13 protein-coding genes are annotated in these 14,313 nt (G+C 58.1%); 10 read left to right on the top strand and 3 right to left on the bottom strand.

From position 1 onward, the window contains the following. Positions 1 to 13: 13 nt before the first annotated feature. Genes rfaF through galE form a run of 5 tightly spaced genes read left to right on the top strand, consistent with a single transcriptional unit; the run spans position 14 to position 5,453 of the window. A complete protein-coding gene (gene rfaF / locus REA38_RS18025) occupies positions 14 to 1,060 on the top strand; it encodes an ADP-heptose--LPS heptosyltransferase RfaF (protein WP_033649730.1) in 1,047 nt (348 codons plus the stop codon). A gap of 2 nt (positions 1,061 to 1,062) precedes the next feature. Further along, positions 1,063 to 2,028 carry a lipopolysaccharide heptosyltransferase RfaC gene (rfaC, locus tag REA38_RS18020; protein ID WP_308886367.1) on the top strand — a complete coding sequence of 322 codons (966 nt, stop codon included), beginning with the start codon at positions 1,063 to 1,065 and terminating at the stop codon, positions 2,026 to 2,028. Then, positions 2,025 to 3,188: a glycosyltransferase gene (locus REA38_RS18015; RefSeq protein ID WP_041037415.1), complete on the top strand. Its 1,164-nt coding sequence runs from the start codon at positions 2,025 to 2,027 to the stop codon at positions 3,186 to 3,188. Before rfaC ends, REA38_RS18015 begins: the two co-directional genes overlap by 4 nt. Further along, positions 3,173 to 4,417, top strand: a complete 1,245-nt coding sequence (locus REA38_RS18010; RefSeq protein WP_041037413.1) for an O-antigen ligase — start codon at positions 3,173 to 3,175, stop codon at positions 4,415 to 4,417. Before REA38_RS18015 ends, REA38_RS18010 begins: the two co-directional genes overlap by 16 nt. 19 nt (positions 4,418 to 4,436) lie before the next feature. After that, the gene (galE, locus tag REA38_RS18005) at positions 4,437 to 5,453 is read left to right on the top strand and encodes a UDP-glucose 4-epimerase GalE (protein WP_041037411.1); all 1,017 of its coding nucleotides are present in this window, start codon (positions 4,437 to 4,439) and stop codon (positions 5,451 to 5,453) included. Between the two features lie 47 nt (positions 5,454 to 5,500). On the opposite strand, the gene REA38_RS18000 is transcribed toward galE, so the two are convergent. Both REA38_RS18000 and REA38_RS17995 read right to left on the bottom strand, forming a co-directional pair. After that, positions 5,501 to 6,592 carry a glycosyltransferase family 9 protein gene (locus REA38_RS18000; protein ID WP_052475437.1) on the bottom strand — a complete coding sequence of 364 codons (1,092 nt, stop codon included), beginning with the start codon at positions 6,590 to 6,592 and terminating at the stop codon, positions 5,501 to 5,503. Then, positions 6,589 to 7,551, bottom strand: coding sequence for a polysaccharide deacetylase family protein (locus tag REA38_RS17995; RefSeq protein WP_041037409.1), 963 nt, complete (start codon positions 7,549 to 7,551; stop codon positions 6,589 to 6,591). Before REA38_RS17995 ends, REA38_RS18000 begins: the two co-directional genes overlap by 4 nt. Before the next feature lie 210 nt (positions 7,552 to 7,761). Between REA38_RS17995 and rfaQ the strand changes: the two genes are divergently transcribed. Genes rfaQ through REA38_RS17980 form a run of 3 tightly spaced genes read left to right on the top strand, consistent with a single transcriptional unit; the run spans position 7,762 to position 11,068 of the window. Continuing rightward, a complete protein-coding gene (gene rfaQ, locus REA38_RS17990) occupies positions 7,762 to 8,844 on the top strand; it encodes a putative lipopolysaccharide heptosyltransferase III (protein ID WP_033649736.1) in 1,083 nt (360 codons plus the stop codon). Further along, complete coding sequence (locus REA38_RS17985) at positions 8,841 to 9,971, top strand: glycosyltransferase family 4 protein (RefSeq protein WP_041037407.1); 1,131 nt, start codon at positions 8,841 to 8,843, stop codon at positions 9,969 to 9,971. The genes rfaQ and REA38_RS17985 overlap by 4 nt, the downstream gene beginning before the upstream one ends. After that, positions 9,968 to 11,068 carry a glycosyltransferase gene (locus REA38_RS17980; protein WP_041037405.1) on the top strand — a complete coding sequence of 367 codons (1,101 nt, stop codon included), beginning with the start codon at positions 9,968 to 9,970 and terminating at the stop codon, positions 11,066 to 11,068. Before REA38_RS17985 ends, REA38_RS17980 begins: the two co-directional genes overlap by 4 nt. Before the next feature lie 50 nt (positions 11,069 to 11,118). Here the strand turns inward: REA38_RS17980 and REA38_RS17975 are convergent, their stop codons facing one another. After that, positions 11,119 to 12,135, bottom strand: coding sequence for a glycosyltransferase family 9 protein (locus tag REA38_RS17975; RefSeq protein WP_308886366.1), 1,017 nt, complete (start codon positions 12,133 to 12,135; stop codon positions 11,119 to 11,121). 125 nt (positions 12,136 to 12,260) lie between these two features. Here REA38_RS17975 and waaA point away from each other — a divergent pair, with 125 nt between their 5' ends. Beyond that, positions 12,261 to 13,538 (top strand): lipid IV(A) 3-deoxy-D-manno-octulosonic acid transferase, encoded by a 1,278-nt coding sequence (waaA, locus tag REA38_RS17970; protein ID WP_025304695.1) that lies wholly within the window; start codon positions 12,261 to 12,263, stop codon positions 13,536 to 13,538. Beyond that, positions 13,539 to 14,312: a glycosyltransferase family 2 protein gene (locus REA38_RS17965; RefSeq protein WP_041037400.1), complete on the top strand. Its 774-nt coding sequence runs from the start codon at positions 13,539 to 13,541 to the stop codon at positions 14,310 to 14,312. Position 14,313 lies beyond the last annotated feature (1 nt).

Raw genomic sequence — 14,313 nt, 5'->3', positions numbered from 1 at the left:
ATTAACGCTGGGTATGAAAATACTGGTTATCGGCCCTTCTTGGGTTGGCGACATGATGATGTCGCAAAGTCTCTATCGCACCCTGAAGGCCGAATACCCGTCGGCGGAGATCGATGTGATGGCGCCGGCCTGGTGCCGCCCGCTGCTGGCGCGCATGCCGGAAGTCAATCAGGCGCTGGCGATGCCGCTGGGCCACGGCGCGCTGGGGCTCGGCGAGCGCCGCCGCCTGGGGCGCGCCCTGCGCGCCAACCGTTACGATCGCGCTTACGTTCTACCCAACTCGTTCAAATCCGCGCTGGTGCCCTTCTTCGCCGATATCCCGCAGCGCACCGGCTGGCGGGGCGAAATGCGTTACGGCCTGCTGAACGACGTCCGCGTGCTCGACAAGGCGGCCTTCCCGCTGATGGTGCAGCGCTACGTGGCGCTGGCCTATGACAAAGGCCGCATTCAGCGCGCCGACGATCTGCCGCAGCCGCTGCTGTGGCCACAGCTGCAGGTGAGCGACGAAGAGATCGCCGACACCACCGCGGCCTTCAACCTGACCGACAGCCGGCCGATCGTCGGCTTCTGCCCGGGCGCGGAGTTCGGCCCCGCCAAACGCTGGCCGCACTATCACTACGCGACGCTGGCTCAGCGGCTGATCGAGAACGGCTATCAGATCGCGCTGTTCGGCTCGGCGAAAGATCACGAAGCCGGCGAACAGATCCGCGCCGCGCTGCAGGAAGACGCCCGCGATTTCTGCCTTAACCTGGCCGGAAAAACCCAGCTGGAGCAGGCGGTGATCCTGATCGCGGCCTGCCGGGCGGTGGTCAGCAACGACTCCGGTTTAATGCACGTTGCCGCAGCGTTGAATAAACCGCTGATAGCCTTGTACGGCCCAAGCAGCCCCGACTTCACGCCGCCGCTCTCGGACAAGGCGCGGGTAATTCGCCTGATCAGCGGCTACCACAAGGTGCGTAAGGGCGATGCCGAGCAGGGATACCACCAAAGTTTGATCGATATTCAGCCGCAGCAAGTGTTGGACGCGCTGACGCCGCTACTTGTCGCCAGCGAGGAATAGTCATGCAGGTGTTAATCGTAAAAACCTCCTCAATGGGGGACGTACTGCATACGCTGCCCGCCCTGACCGACGCGCTGCAGGCCATTCCCGATATCCGCTTCGACTGGGTGGTGGAAGAAGGTTTCAGCCAAATCCCGACCTGGCACCCGGCGGTGGATCGCGTGATCCCGGTGGCCATTCGCCGCTGGCGCAAGAACTGGTTCGGCAACGACACCCGGCAACAGCGCTGCGACTTCAAGCGCGCGCTGCAAGAACGCCGTTATGACGTAGTGATCGACGCGCAGGGCCTGATCAAAAGCGCCGCGCTGATCACGCGCATCGCCAAAGGCAACAAACATGGCCTGGACTGCAAGAGCGCGCGCGAGCCGTTCGCCAGCTGGTTCTACAACGTGCGCCATGAGATAGACAAGCAGCAGCACGCGGTGGAACGCACGCGCGAACTGTTCGCCAAAAGCCTTGGCTACGATAAACCGGGCAGCTACGGCGATTACGCCATCGCCGCGCGCTTTCTCAGCAGCCCGCCGGCCGATGCCGGGCGGTATTTGGTGTTTTTGCACGCGACGACGCGTGACGACAAGCACTGGCCGGAGCAAAACTGGCGCGAGCTGATCGCGCTGACAGCGGACAGCGGGTTGAAGATCAAACTGCCGTGGGGTGCAGAGCATGAACATCAGCGCGCGCTGCGCTTGGCGGAAGGTTTTTCACATGTCGAAGTGCTGCCGAAGCTCAGCCTGCAGCAGGTGGCCGAGGTGCTGGCCGGCGCCAAGGGCGTGGTCTCGGTCGACACCGGGCTCAGCCATTTGACCGCCGCGCTCGACAAACCGAACATCACGCTATTCGGGCCGACCGATCCCGGCCTGATCGGCGGCTACGGGCAAAATCAGCGGTCGCTCGTTGCTAGCGATCGCCATATGGGATCCCTCTCCGCCCACGAGGTATTCGTTTTGCTGCAGGAGCAAGCGCTATGAAACGGCTGCACGTCATCAATCTGGAAAAAATGGGCGGGGCTGAGAAGATATTTCTGCAATTCCTGGCCAACACCACCTCAGGCAGCGACAGCATCCTGTGCATCAGCAACAAGATCGGCACAGAGATCGCGCGTGAATTGGGCGATACGCCGCTCACGTTCGCCAACCGGATCGTCAGCGGCAGCTCGCTGAAATACCCTGTTTTTATGCGAAAAGCGGCGCTTTTGCGAAAAATCGAACGGCAGCAAACCGACCTGGTGATCTTCTGGGATTTCGTCCCCAATCTGGCACGTAAAATCCGCGGCATCCAAACCCTTTATTACGATCATGGCTGCTCATGGCGCTATCCGTTAACTCAAAAAACACTCGGCTTCTTTGAAAAAGTGGATGGCTGCATCGCCGTCAGCCACGCCTCGAAACGCGTGATGGAAGAGCGATTCAAGCTCACCTGCCCGATCGAGATTGTCAGCAACTGCGTGCCACCTCCCACCGCCGTAATGCCCAAAACGCAACAGCCCGGCCCGCGAATATGCCTAGGTACCGCCTCCCGTCTGGTTTCTCTCAAAGGGATCGGCGTATCTATCCTGACACTGCAGGCGTTGCTGAAAATGAACATTGACGCAGAACTCCACATCGCCGGCAAAGGGCCCGATGAGGACGTTCTGCGAGCGCTGGTAGAAAAGTTAGGCCTGCAACAACAGGTGCGCTTCCTCGGTTTCCGCCAGGACCTGACGGAATTTTTCGCGAAAATCGATTTCTATATCAGCTCGCCAGTCACCGAACCTTTTGGCTTATCTTGCATGGAGGCTCTATTCCACGGCGTCCCGGTGATATTCCCGCTGATCGATGGTCAACCGGAAGTGATCCCCGACGGTAAGTGCGGCATCGGCATCGCCCCCACACTGACTTTCGCGCAGTATCAGTCACTGACCGGCATCGACATCGACTTCCCGCATCAGGTGTTCAACGCAGTGACCCAACGCATGATGGATCCGCTGGTGCTGTCACCGGAGGCGTGTGCGCGTCAAATTGCCGCCATGTTGATGCAAAACCAGTACCTGACCATGAGCAACAACGCGCTGCAATATGCCCGCGATCATTTTGATTACGCTCGGTTCGTCCAGGCACTGGAGCGGGGCTTCGCATGCTTCGTCAAATAAAAACCATCAATGCCATGACGCTTGCATTCGTTTTAGCCGCCATCGCGATCTCAACGACCCTGACTGACACCACGCTTAACCGCAACGCGTTTTATCTGTCCGCGCTCATTGCCGTCATTGCCCTGCTTGTACGCCGCCCGCACAGCATTCCGCGTGAAGCGGCGATGGTTGCGCTTGGCGTGTTTATCGTCGGGCTGAGCCAACTCATCTGGCATTGGCGTTTTCCGGCCGTCAGCATGATGGAGGCCGATGAAGACTACCTCACCACCTCGCTACGGCTGATCGCGGGCGCAGCTCTGATATTGGCGCTGGGCACGCTGCGCGACAGCTGGGGCCGAAAAACGTTGCTTACGGTTAAGGTGTTGATCGTCGTCGGCTTCTTATACACCTCATACATGGGGCTATATTACTACCTGAAAACCCCGGACGTACGTTTGCAAATCAAGACGGTTTCCACCATGACCGCCTACATTTACGTTTTGCAGTCACTGCTGACGATATATGTCATTGCATCGTTGAACCTGCGCCGTAAATCATTGGCCATTGCGGTGGTCGTTTTGATCACTATCGGGCTAATTTTATTGACGGAAACGCGCTCTTCGCTGCTGCTTTACCCGATCATTCTGTTGATGATGTTTGGCCGCAGGCACCATTTTTCACTCCGTACAATGGCGATCGCCTGTGTCATTACGCTGCTCGCCGCCGCTATCACCAGCCATTTCTTCAGCAAAGCCACTGAACGGCTGATTGGCACCGCAGCCGAACTAGGCAACTATCAAAAAGGCGACGGCAACTCGTCACTGGGCTCGCGCATCAGCATGTGGAAAGCGGGCGTCGACGCGATCCTGCACCACCCTAACGGCCAAAGCACGGCCACTCGATTGGCCTCGACGACCGATTACATCAACCGGCACGAGGGCGGTAACCCCGAAGCGTTGCGCAACTTGGTGTTCCACCTGCATAACGATGTGATTGATGCGAGCTCTCTGCAAGGTCTCATCGGTCTGACGGCGGTCGTCCTGTTTTACCTGCTGACGTTTTACGCCAGCCGCCTTGGCACCACGGCGAGGCCCATCTTGCTGCTGGTGCTGCTGCCTACGGTCGTGATTGGCATGGTAGATACCTTGTTCATCGATCACCGTTATGTGACCAACTTGACGTTGCTGCTGGCCATTTACCTGTGTCTGTCGCCTTCAGCAGCCGCCAACGTAGGCCCAAACGAAAAATAATCAACATGAAGGAGGCTCAATGGCTATTTTAGTGACTGGCGGCGCCGGGTATATCGGCTCGCATACCGTGCTGGCGTTGCTGGAGCGAAATGAAGACGTCGTGGTGTTAGATAACTTGGCGAATGCCTCCGCGGCTTCGCTGCAGCGCGTAGCGGAGCTCGCGGGCAAAGCGGCCATTTTCTACCCTGACGATGTTCAAGACCGAACGGCGTTAAAGCGCATCTTCGCCGAACATGACATCTCTTCCGTCATCCATTTCGCCGGCTTGAAATCGGTCGGGGAATCCACCTCCAAACCGCTGGAGTACTATCAGAATAACCTCGGCGGCACGTTGATCTTGCTGGATGAAATGCGCCAGGCCGGCGTGCGCCAGTTTATTTTCAGCTCTTCCGCCACGGTCTACGGCACGCCGGAACAGGTTCCACTGCGTGAAACGTCGCGCATCGGCGGCACCACCAACCCTTACGGCACGTCCAAACTAATGGTGGAGCAGATCCTGCAGGATTTAGCAAAAGCGGAACCGGATTTCGCGATCACCATCCTGCGCTACTTCAACCCCGTCGGCGCACATCCTTCAGGCCGGATCGGTGAAGACCCCAACGGCATCCCCAACAATCTGATGCCTTACATGTCTCAGGTAGCAATTGGCAAGCTGGATGCATTAGCGGTCTTCGGCGATGACTACCCTACGCAGGACGGCACCGGCGTGCGCGACTATATCCACGTGATGGATCTGGCGGAAGGCCACCTGCAGGCACTGGAACACATCCGCGATTCTCAGGGCGTGGCGGTTTACAACCTGGGCACCGGCGTCGGTTACTCCGTGCTGCAAATGCTGCACGCCTTTGAACGGGCCTGCGGCCATAAAATCACCTACCACATTGCACCGCGCCGCCCTGGCGATATTGCCGAATGCTGGTCGGACGCTTCGTTAGCCGCAGAAAAACTGGGCTGGAAGGCTCGTCGTGGATTGGAAGACATGATGCAGGACGCCTGGCGTTGGCAACAGAGTAACCCACGCGGATACGATGACTGAAAACGGCCAGAGAACAAAGAGCGTGCATGCACGCTCTTTGTTTACCCTTATGCCGCAAGCATCGCCATAACGCGCGGGTAAACATCATCGACAGCGATCGCCCGCAGAGGCGCTTCTTTGTCGGTGACACGCGGATCGCTCAACGGCAGATAAATATTCTGATGCAGCTCGCGGTCCTGATAGGGACCGCTGCGGCGTGGATCTTCTGTCACGAACAGGCTCAGGGTCGGCACATGCAGCGAGATAGCCAGATGGAAAGGGCCGGTATCGCCTGTCACCAGCAGATCCATAGAGGCGATCACCCCCAATAACTGCGGCAACGTGGTTTTCCCCACGAAACTGACGATTTTGTCCGCAAACGCCGCATCAATATGTTTCATCAATGCCTCAGCCAAAGGCGTTTCCTGCGGCGAGCCAATCAACACGATTTCAATGCGTTCGTTCTCAGCCAATAAACGCTGTGCAAGAGCAGCGTAATATTCCGGCGGCCAACAACGTATCAGCGTCGAAGCGCCAAGTTGGAAACCCACACGCACCGTTCCTTCCGGCTTAGGCTGCACTTCGTAACGGCATGGCAACGCCATATCGACATTGTCGGTCGCACAGCCTAATGCCGCCACCAGCTTCATTTTGCGCGCAATGACGTGTTCGTCGTAATCATCGAGCCCATAAGTCAACCAACGGGCCATTTTACCCACCGGCTTGGCGTAATTGTCGCGCACAATATATTGGCAGCCGGCCATGGCCGCACTGGTGATGTCATAAGGCAGATGAGAATGCAATAAAATGGCCAGTTGCGGCTTATAGCGTTTCGCCTGCTTTACCAACGCCGGCATATCGCTGATTTTGTTGTTCCAGAACAACACGCCATCGTAGAAGTCGTGCTGTGTCAGCAAGTTTTGATATTTGGGATGTGCGACCAGCGTAATGCACGCCTGCGGATAGCGCAGGCGAATGGCGCGCAGCGCCGGCGAATTGAACATATAGTCGCCCAACGCCGTAGTGGAATAGACCAGGATGCTGTCGAACGTCATCGAGGCCAGGGCATTTTTTTTCTCCGGCGTGCTTTTCGCCGGGCGGAAAAACAGGCTGAGAAAGAAATCGCACAGCCTAATCTTAAGTTTTTTCTTTTCTCTCATCGTGTACTGACTTTGTCCAAATAATATTCCGCAAGGGTTTTTCCTATCGTTATTCCCTGCAGCCAATCAAACAGTTGTTCCAGCTCGACATAGAGTCTTTCTATGTCCTGTTCCGTTTTAAACGTCGGGCTGCCGCCGGGCATAAACTCTGAAGAATGCAGCATAAACTCAACGTAGTCGTGCCCTTGAGCCAACGACATCTCCGCCACTTTTTTCATTTGCGCCAGATTGTCGCCGCTCGGGCGCAGCCAGTTGACGGACGGCGAACGCCGCTTGCCGCGCAGCCGATCATAACCTTGCTTGAACGCGTTCATCAGCGCCGAGTGCTTGTACTGAATGCTCATCGGCACTTCCAGCAGCGCCGAAGCGCCCGGTTTGGCAATGTTCTGCGGATCGATGAAATAGGCCTGCGACGGGAACCGGCTGTAATCGGTGCCGCCGTTGCCCTGCGGATTGCCCGGCGAAAACTGCCAGTTGACGCGTGGCGTCACCGAACAGTCCACCTGATAGCCATACTCCAGCAGCAGCGAGGCATAATATTCGTTGAATGCCCAGCGGCCGGCGCGATGGCTGAGCATTTTGGTCTGGAAGGCATCTTCCAGCAGCTTGGTCATGTGATCGACCTTGGCGCGGATCTGATCGGCGGGATACTCGATCAAATACGGTTTGTGGCGCCAGTCGTCGTCGGTGAGCGGCGTTAGCGGCGGGCTGTTCCAGGCGTGCAGGTGCATGCCGACTTCACCCGCGCCGCGGGCGATCACGTCGCGCGCGAACTCGACGTAAGCCGGATCCATCGCCATTTCATAGTTGGTGAGATAAACCGGTTTGAAGGCGTATTTTTCGCACAATGCCTGAAAGCGCGGCAAGAAACGCGTGTTTTCGGTCGCGATGCGATCGTGGTTTTGCCACAGATTATCGCCTTCGGTATCAATGGTGATGAGAAACGCCGGTTTAGTCATGAATATCGAGCCTGATATCAACAGAATGCACTATGTTACGCAGCCCGTTTCGCCAGGGCAAACGACTTTGCTGCCTGGTTTGGACAACATTGAAACGCATTCGTCCCCGGCTCGGCGATTTTTTTGCGGCCCGGCAAGAAAACCTTGCAACAGTAGCCACATGCGATCGGGTCATTTAGAATCAAAGATTGGTTTCCCAGAAAGCGACTCATGATGAACGACGCGCCAGCCCCAACTTCCGCCCCATCCGTACAGCGTATTTTGATCATAAAACTGCGCCATCACGGCGATATGCTGCTGGTCACGCCGGTCATCAGCAGCCTGCGGCAAAACTACCCGCAGGCGCAGATCGATGTGCTGCTGTATCAGGAAACGCAGGAGATGCTGGCCAGTAATCCGGAACTGTCGACGCTGTTCGCCATCGACCGCCAATGGAAAAAACAGGGAGCCCGCGCGCATCTGGGGCACGAACTGGCGCTGCTGCGCCGCCTGAAGGCGCAGCGCTACGATCTGGTGGTCAACCTGGCCGATCAGTGGCGCAGCGCCATCCTCACGCGCCTGACCGGCGCGCGCATCCGTCTGGGCTTCGATTTCCCCAAACGCCGCGGCTTCCTGTGGCGCCACTGCCACACGCAGCTGGTGCCGGTCGACAATCACGCCCACCTGCATACCGTCGAACAAAACCTCTCGCTGCTGGCGCCGCTGAACCTGCCCGCGCTCAGTGATCATGTGACCATGAGTTACGATCCGCAAGATTGGCAGGCATGTGAGCAACGGTTACAGAAACAGGGCGTCACCGGCAGTTATATTGTGGTGCAGCCCACCTCGCGCTGGTTCTTCAAATGCTGGAGCGAAGAGAAAATGGCCGCCACCCTCACCGCCTTGCAGGCCGACGGCCACCAGCTGGTGATCACCTCCGGCCCCGACGCCAGAGAACAAGCCATGGTAGAGCGCATTTTGGCGCTCTGCCCGCCGCAGGGCGTGATTTCGTTAGCCGGCCAGCTGACGCTGCGCCAGCTGGCCGCCCTGATCGACCACGCCAAGCTGTTTATCGGCGTGGATTCGGTGCCGATGCACATGGCCGCCGCGCTGCACACGCCGTGCGTAGCGTTGTTCGGCCCTTCCAAGCTGACTTTCTGGCGGCCGTGGCAGGCTACCGGCGCCGTGATCTGGGCCGGCGACTTCGGCGAACTGCCCGATCCGGACGCCATCGATACCGGCACCGACGAACGGTATCTCGACCTTATTCCTACAGACGCGGTGATTGCAGCCGCGCGGAGCACGCTGGCATGAAAGCATTTCGTTTGGCGATCGTTCGCCAAAAATACCGCCCGGACGGCGGGGCCGAACGTTTCGTTTCCCGCGCCCTGGAGGCGCTGGAGCAACAGGATCTCGATCTGAACGTCATCACCCGCGAATGGCAGGGTGACGCCAATCCCAACTGGCATATCCACCTGTGCAACCCGCTAAAACTCGGCCGCATCAGCCGCGAACGGGGCTTCGCCGTGGCGGCCAGGGCGCTGTGGCAGAAAGAGCATTTTGATCTGGTGCAAAGCCACGAGCGCATTCCCGGCTGCGACATCTACCGCGCCGGCGACGGCGTACACCGCCGCTGGCTGCTGCAACGCGCGCGTCTGCTGCCGGAATGGCGCCGCAAATGGCTGTTCTCCAACCGTTATCACCGCTATGTGATGTGCGCCGAACGCGCCATGTACGCCGCACCGGAGCTGAAAGCCGTCATCTGCAACGCCGAGATGATCAAGCAGGAAATCATCGCGGACTTTGGCGTGCCCGCCGAAAAAATCACGGTGATCTATAACGCCATCGATAATCAAAAGTTCCCGCCCGCCGACGAGGCCCTGCGCCAACGTCTGCGCGAGCAGTATCAGATCCCGCAACAGGCGCACTGCCTGATTTTCGTCGGTTCCGGCTTTGAGCGCAAAGGGCTGGCCGCCGCCATCCGCGCCGTGGCGGCGACCGACAGCCACCTGTTGGTGGTCGGCAAAGACAAGGCCGAAAAACGCTACCGGGCGCTGGCGCAGTCGCTGGGCTGCGGCGATCGGGTTCACTTTATGGGCGTGCAGAAGCAGACCTTGCCGTTCTATCAGGCCGCAGATGCGCTGCTGCTGCCGACGCTGTACGATCCGTTCCCGAATGTGATTCTGGAAGCGATGTCGTGCGGCCTGCCGGTTATCACCAGCACCACCTGCGGCGGCGCCGAGTTTATCACCCCCGGCCAGAACGGCTTCGTGACCGATGCGCTCGACGTACCGGCCATCGCGGAGGCCATTCGCGCGCTGCCGCGCCAGGCGCTGGGAGCGGAGATGGGGGCTGCCGCACGCGCCACCATTTTGCCGCACGACGCCCAACGCCTTTCCCAGCAGTTGATCAGCCTCTATCGAAAGTTGTTAACTCCATGAAAAAACACATCTTGCTGATTATCGACGGCCTGCCAGGCGGCGGCGCGGAAAACGTCACTCTGACGCTGGCCAAAGGCTTTCAGCAGCGGGGCTGCGCGGTCACGTTGCTGTCACTCAGTGCTCGCCTCGACTATGAGATCCCTACAGGGGTGAACTATATCGTCGATCATGACACCAACAACGGGCCGTTTCGCAAAACCCATGAACTGTCGCGCCGCGCCGCCTCGATGGATCGTTTGCTGCCCAACTTATTCGCCGAGTTGGGCAAACCTGCACTGGTGATTTCCCATCTGCACAAAACCGACCGTATTGTCGTTCGCTCGCGCGTGCTGAAAGAGTGCAATGTTTGGTACTGCATCCACGGCATGTTTTCCCGCACTTATCTTGGGAATAAAACAGGGTTCAGTCGCTGGTTAAAACAGAAAAAAGTGCAGAAGGTCTACAGAAATCGCAAGGTCATCACCGTGTCCGAAGCCATCGGCGCCGACCTGATCGAGCAGACCGGCATTCGCCCTGAAAAGCTCATTACAATTTACAATCCTTTTAATATCAAAGAAATAGAAAATCGCGCCGCACAGAAAAACCTCTTCGCCGACGAAGATTACATCCTGCACGTCGGCCGTTTTCATCAGGTAAAACGCCACGATCGGCTGCTGGCGGCGTTTGCACTGGCTGATCTGCCCGCAAAGCTGGTGTTGATAGGCCAGGGAGAGGCCGCCGTTACACACGCCATTCAAGAAAAAATTACGGCCCTTAACTTGCAGGAAAAAGTCGTGCTCACGGGGTTCCACGCCAATCCGTTGCCGGCGATCAAAGGCGCCAAAATGGTCGCGCTCAGCTCTGACAGCGAAGGTTTGCCAACCGTCTTGATCGAAGCGCTGATTTGCCATACGCCGATCGTCAGCACCGCCTGTCCGGGCGGCGTGGCCGAAATCATGTCGGGAGCATTGCGGCCTTATCTGGCGGAAATGAACGAACAGGCGTTGGCGGAAAAAATGCGTCTGGCATGGCAAACGCCGCCGCAAATCACAGCAGAGATGTACAGTAAATTCGATTACGAAAAGATTCTCGATAAATATTTATCGTTGGCGGAGTGACGTCTATTACATTCCCCACCGCCATAATGATGGCGGTGGGGAAATAGCGGTCAGGCATTGTTATATTTTATGCAGCCCCAGACATCGTCAACAGAAATATCTATACAGTCGCCGGATTCGCTTTGCAAAATCTGATAATCATTCATCCACGGATGCCATTGCTCTTTATTTGTATCGCCAAAGAACACCACCATGTCCTTATTCAACGCGGCGGCAAGATGCATCTGCCCACCGTCGCTGCACAGCACCCGGTCGCATAAATCAAACCCGCCCAACAGCTCACGCACCGACGCCGTCGGATAAAGCGCGACGCGTTCGTTTTGACACAGCGCCAGCAGCTGTTCGGCGCGCTGCTGGTCGCCGATGTCGTCCGGCGCCAGCGTGCCCTGCGGCGACCAGAAGATCAGCACGCCGGTGTGGGGATCGGCAACCAGACGGTTGATGATTTCGGCATAGCGTTCAACCGGCCAACGCCTTTTCGGGCTGCGGCTGCTGATATGCACTGCGCATACCCGTTCGACCGGCGGCAGACGCTCCTGCAGCCGTTGCGCCGCCAATTGCCGCTCTTCAGGCGTCAGAAACACCCGCACCGGCGGGATCGGAATGGATTGATCGGTTATCGCCGATAAATAGCTGTAGGTATGTTCGACCTGATGTTGACCGCGGAAATCGTCCTTGCGGAACGGGCGATGAATATCTTTCGTGCCCAAATCGGCGCCGATGATATAGGTGGCGCCAGCCATTTTCGCTAAACGCAAACTGTATTTGCAAGGCACCGGGTTGGCCAGAATGACCGCATCGAATTTTATTCTGCGCAGCTTCAGGAAGATCATCAGACGCTCGAAATAAACGCCCAGCGTGGTCTCATTTTTAGCCTTGTGCTTGGCCTTTTTATAGACAAAGACTTTCTCGAGATGAGGGTTGTTTTTAACGACGTCCTGGCTGACTTTATTGATCAGCAGATAAACTTTTGCGTCCGGATAGGCAATTTTCACCCCTTCAATCAAGGGCGTGGTGCAAACAAGATCGCCGATGTTATCGCGGCGAATAATTAAAATATTCTTCATTCCGAGCCTGTCGGCGAAATCGCTCGCCGGTTGTCTGAAACTGACACCCAAGGTTACCAAATTAGCGCCTTTCCCTTCCAGTTATGGTACTATTCCGAATAACCCATATAAATGAAATTGATAGAATGTTGCTGCGTTTATATCAGGTACTACTCTACCTCATCCAACCCCTGATCTGGCTCCGCTTACTGCTGCGCAGCCGCAAAGCTCCAGCCTACCGTAAACGCTGGGCGGAACGCTATGGCTTCTGCGCCGGGAAAGTCGTGCCAGGCGGCATCATGCTGCATTCCGTCTCCGTCGGCGAAACGCTGGCGGCCATCCCGCTGGTGCGGGCGCTGCGCCATCGTTACCCCGCTTTGCCGATAACTGTGACCACAATGACCCCAACAGGTTCAGAACGCGTCCAGTCCGCTTTCGGCAAAGACGTGCATCATGTCTATCTGCCCTACGATCTGCCCGGCTCCATGAACCGCTTCCTCGATCAGGTGAATCCCAAGCTGGTGATCATCATGGAAACCGAGCTGTGGCCCAACCTGATCAACGCGCTGCATCAGCGGCAGATCCCCCTGGTGATCGCCAATGCGCGCCTGTCGGCCCGCTCCGCCGCCGGCTATAAGAAAATTGGCGGATTCATGCGCGATATGCTGCGCCGCATCACGCTGATCGCCGCACAGAACCAGGAAGACGGCGATCGGTTTATCGAGCTGGGCCTGAAGCGCTCTCAGCTGGCCGTGACCGGCAGCCTGAAGTTCGATATCTCCGTCACCCCGGAGCTGGCCGCTCGCGCCGTTACGCTGCGCCGCCAATGGGCGCCGCGCCGCCCGGTGTGGATCGCTACCAGCACCCATGACGGTGAAGAAACCATCCTGCTGGAAGCGCACCGCAAACTGCTGGAAAAACACCCCGATCTGCTGCTGATCCTGGTGCCGCGTCACCCGGAGCGCTTTCCGACCGCCAAGGAGCTGGTGCAGAAGGCCGGCTTCAGCTACACCCTGCGCAGCAGCGGCGAAATTCCGTCCGGCAGCACCCAGGTGGTGATCGGCGATACCATGGGCGAGCTGATGCTGCTGTACGGCATCGCCGATCTGGCCTTTGTCGGCGGCAGCCTGGTGGAGCGCGGCGGGCACAACCCGCTGGAAGCCGCCGCGCACGCCATCCCGGTGTTGATGGGCCCGCATACCTTCAACTTCAAAGACATCTGCGCCAAGCTTTCGCAGGCCGAAGGCCTGATCACCGTGACCGACGTGGATTCGCTGGTGAAGGAAGTGGAAACCCTGCTGACCGACGAAGACTACCGCCGCTACTACGGCCGCCATGCGGTGGAAGTGCTGTATCAGAATCAGGGAGCGTTGCAGCGCCTGCTGCAGCTGCTGGAACCGCACCTGCCGCCCCGGAGCCACTAAATGAGCAGCCGCAAAAGCCTGTCGGTGGTGATGATCGCCAAAAACGAAGCCGGGCTGTTGCCGGACTGTCTGCGCTCGGTCGAGTGGGCCGATGAAATCATCGTGCTGGACTCCGGCAGCGAGGACGACAGCGTCGCCATCGCCGAAAGCCTGGGCGCCAAAGTCTTCACGCACACCGACTGGCAAGGGTTCGGCAAGCAGCGCCAGCTGGCGCAAAGCTACGCCAGCCATGACTACGTTTTGATGATCGACGCCGACGAACGCGTCACGCCCGAGCTGCGGCAATCCATCGAACGGGTGTTGAACGCGCCGGACGACGGCGCCGTCTACAGCTGTGCGCGGCGCAATCTGTTCCTTGGCCGCTTCATGCGCCACAGCGGCTGGTATCCCGACCGCGTCAACCGCCTGTACGCCAACCGACGCTATCGCTATAACGACGATCTGGTGCACGAATCGCTGAACATCGGCGGCGCCAAAGTGATCCCCCTCAGCGGCGATATGCTGCACCTGACCTGCCGCGATTTCTTCGCCTTCCAGCGCAAACAGCTGCGCTACGCCGAAGAGTGGGCGACGCAACGCCACCGGGCCGGCAAGCGTTGCGGCTACCTGTCTATCCTGACCCACACGCTCGGCGCCTTCGTCAAAACCTGGCTGCTGCGGGCCGGCTTCCTCGACGGTAAACAGGGGTTGCTGTTAGCGGTGGTCAACGCGCAATATACCTTCAATAAATATGCCGCATTATGGGCATTGGGCCGCAACTACTCAGAGAAGTGAA

Origin of the sequence: Serratia sp. MF1(2023) (assembly GCF_030954545.1) — a bacterium.
GTDB classification, from domain to species: domain Bacteria; phylum Pseudomonadota; class Gammaproteobacteria; order Enterobacterales; family Enterobacteriaceae; genus Serratia; species Serratia sarumanii.
Note: the sequence above shows the minus strand (reverse complement) of the source record. Positions and strands in the feature narration are given on the sequence as shown.

What these genes read in the sequence shown, in the direction of transcription:
- rfaF (WP_033649730.1), top strand. Translation starts at nt 14, where the DNA reads ATGAAAATACTGGTTATCGGCCCTTCTTGGGTTGGCGACATGATGATG.
- rfaC (WP_308886367.1), top strand. Translation starts at nt 1,063, where the DNA reads ATGCAGGTGTTAATCGTAAAAACCTCCTCAATGGGGGACGTACTGCAT.
- REA38_RS18015 (WP_041037415.1), top strand. Translation starts at nt 2,025, where the DNA reads ATGAAACGGCTGCACGTCATCAATCTGGAAAAAATGGGCGGGGCTGAG.
- REA38_RS18010 (WP_041037413.1), top strand. Translation starts at nt 3,173, where the DNA reads ATGCTTCGTCAAATAAAAACCATCAATGCCATGACGCTTGCATTCGTT.
- galE (WP_041037411.1), top strand. Translation starts at nt 4,437, where the DNA reads ATGGCTATTTTAGTGACTGGCGGCGCCGGGTATATCGGCTCGCATACC.
- REA38_RS18000 (WP_052475437.1), bottom strand. Translation starts at nt 6,592, where the DNA reads ATGAGAGAAAAGAAAAAACTTAAGATTAGGCTGTGCGATTTCTTTCTC.
- REA38_RS17995 (WP_041037409.1), bottom strand. Translation starts at nt 7,551, where the DNA reads ATGACTAAACCGGCGTTTCTCATCACCATTGATACCGAAGGCGATAAT.
- rfaQ (WP_033649736.1), top strand. Translation starts at nt 7,762, where the DNA reads ATGATGAACGACGCGCCAGCCCCAACTTCCGCCCCATCCGTACAGCGT.
- REA38_RS17985 (WP_041037407.1), top strand. Translation starts at nt 8,841, where the DNA reads ATGAAAGCATTTCGTTTGGCGATCGTTCGCCAAAAATACCGCCCGGAC.
- REA38_RS17980 (WP_041037405.1), top strand. Translation starts at nt 9,968, where the DNA reads ATGAAAAAACACATCTTGCTGATTATCGACGGCCTGCCAGGCGGCGGC.
- REA38_RS17975 (WP_308886366.1), bottom strand. Translation starts at nt 12,135, where the DNA reads ATGAAGAATATTTTAATTATTCGCCGCGATAACATCGGCGATCTTGTT.
- waaA (WP_025304695.1), top strand. Translation starts at nt 12,261, where the DNA reads ATGTTGCTGCGTTTATATCAGGTACTACTCTACCTCATCCAACCCCTG.
- REA38_RS17965 (WP_041037400.1), top strand. Translation starts at nt 13,539, where the DNA reads ATGAGCAGCCGCAAAAGCCTGTCGGTGGTGATGATCGCCAAAAACGAA.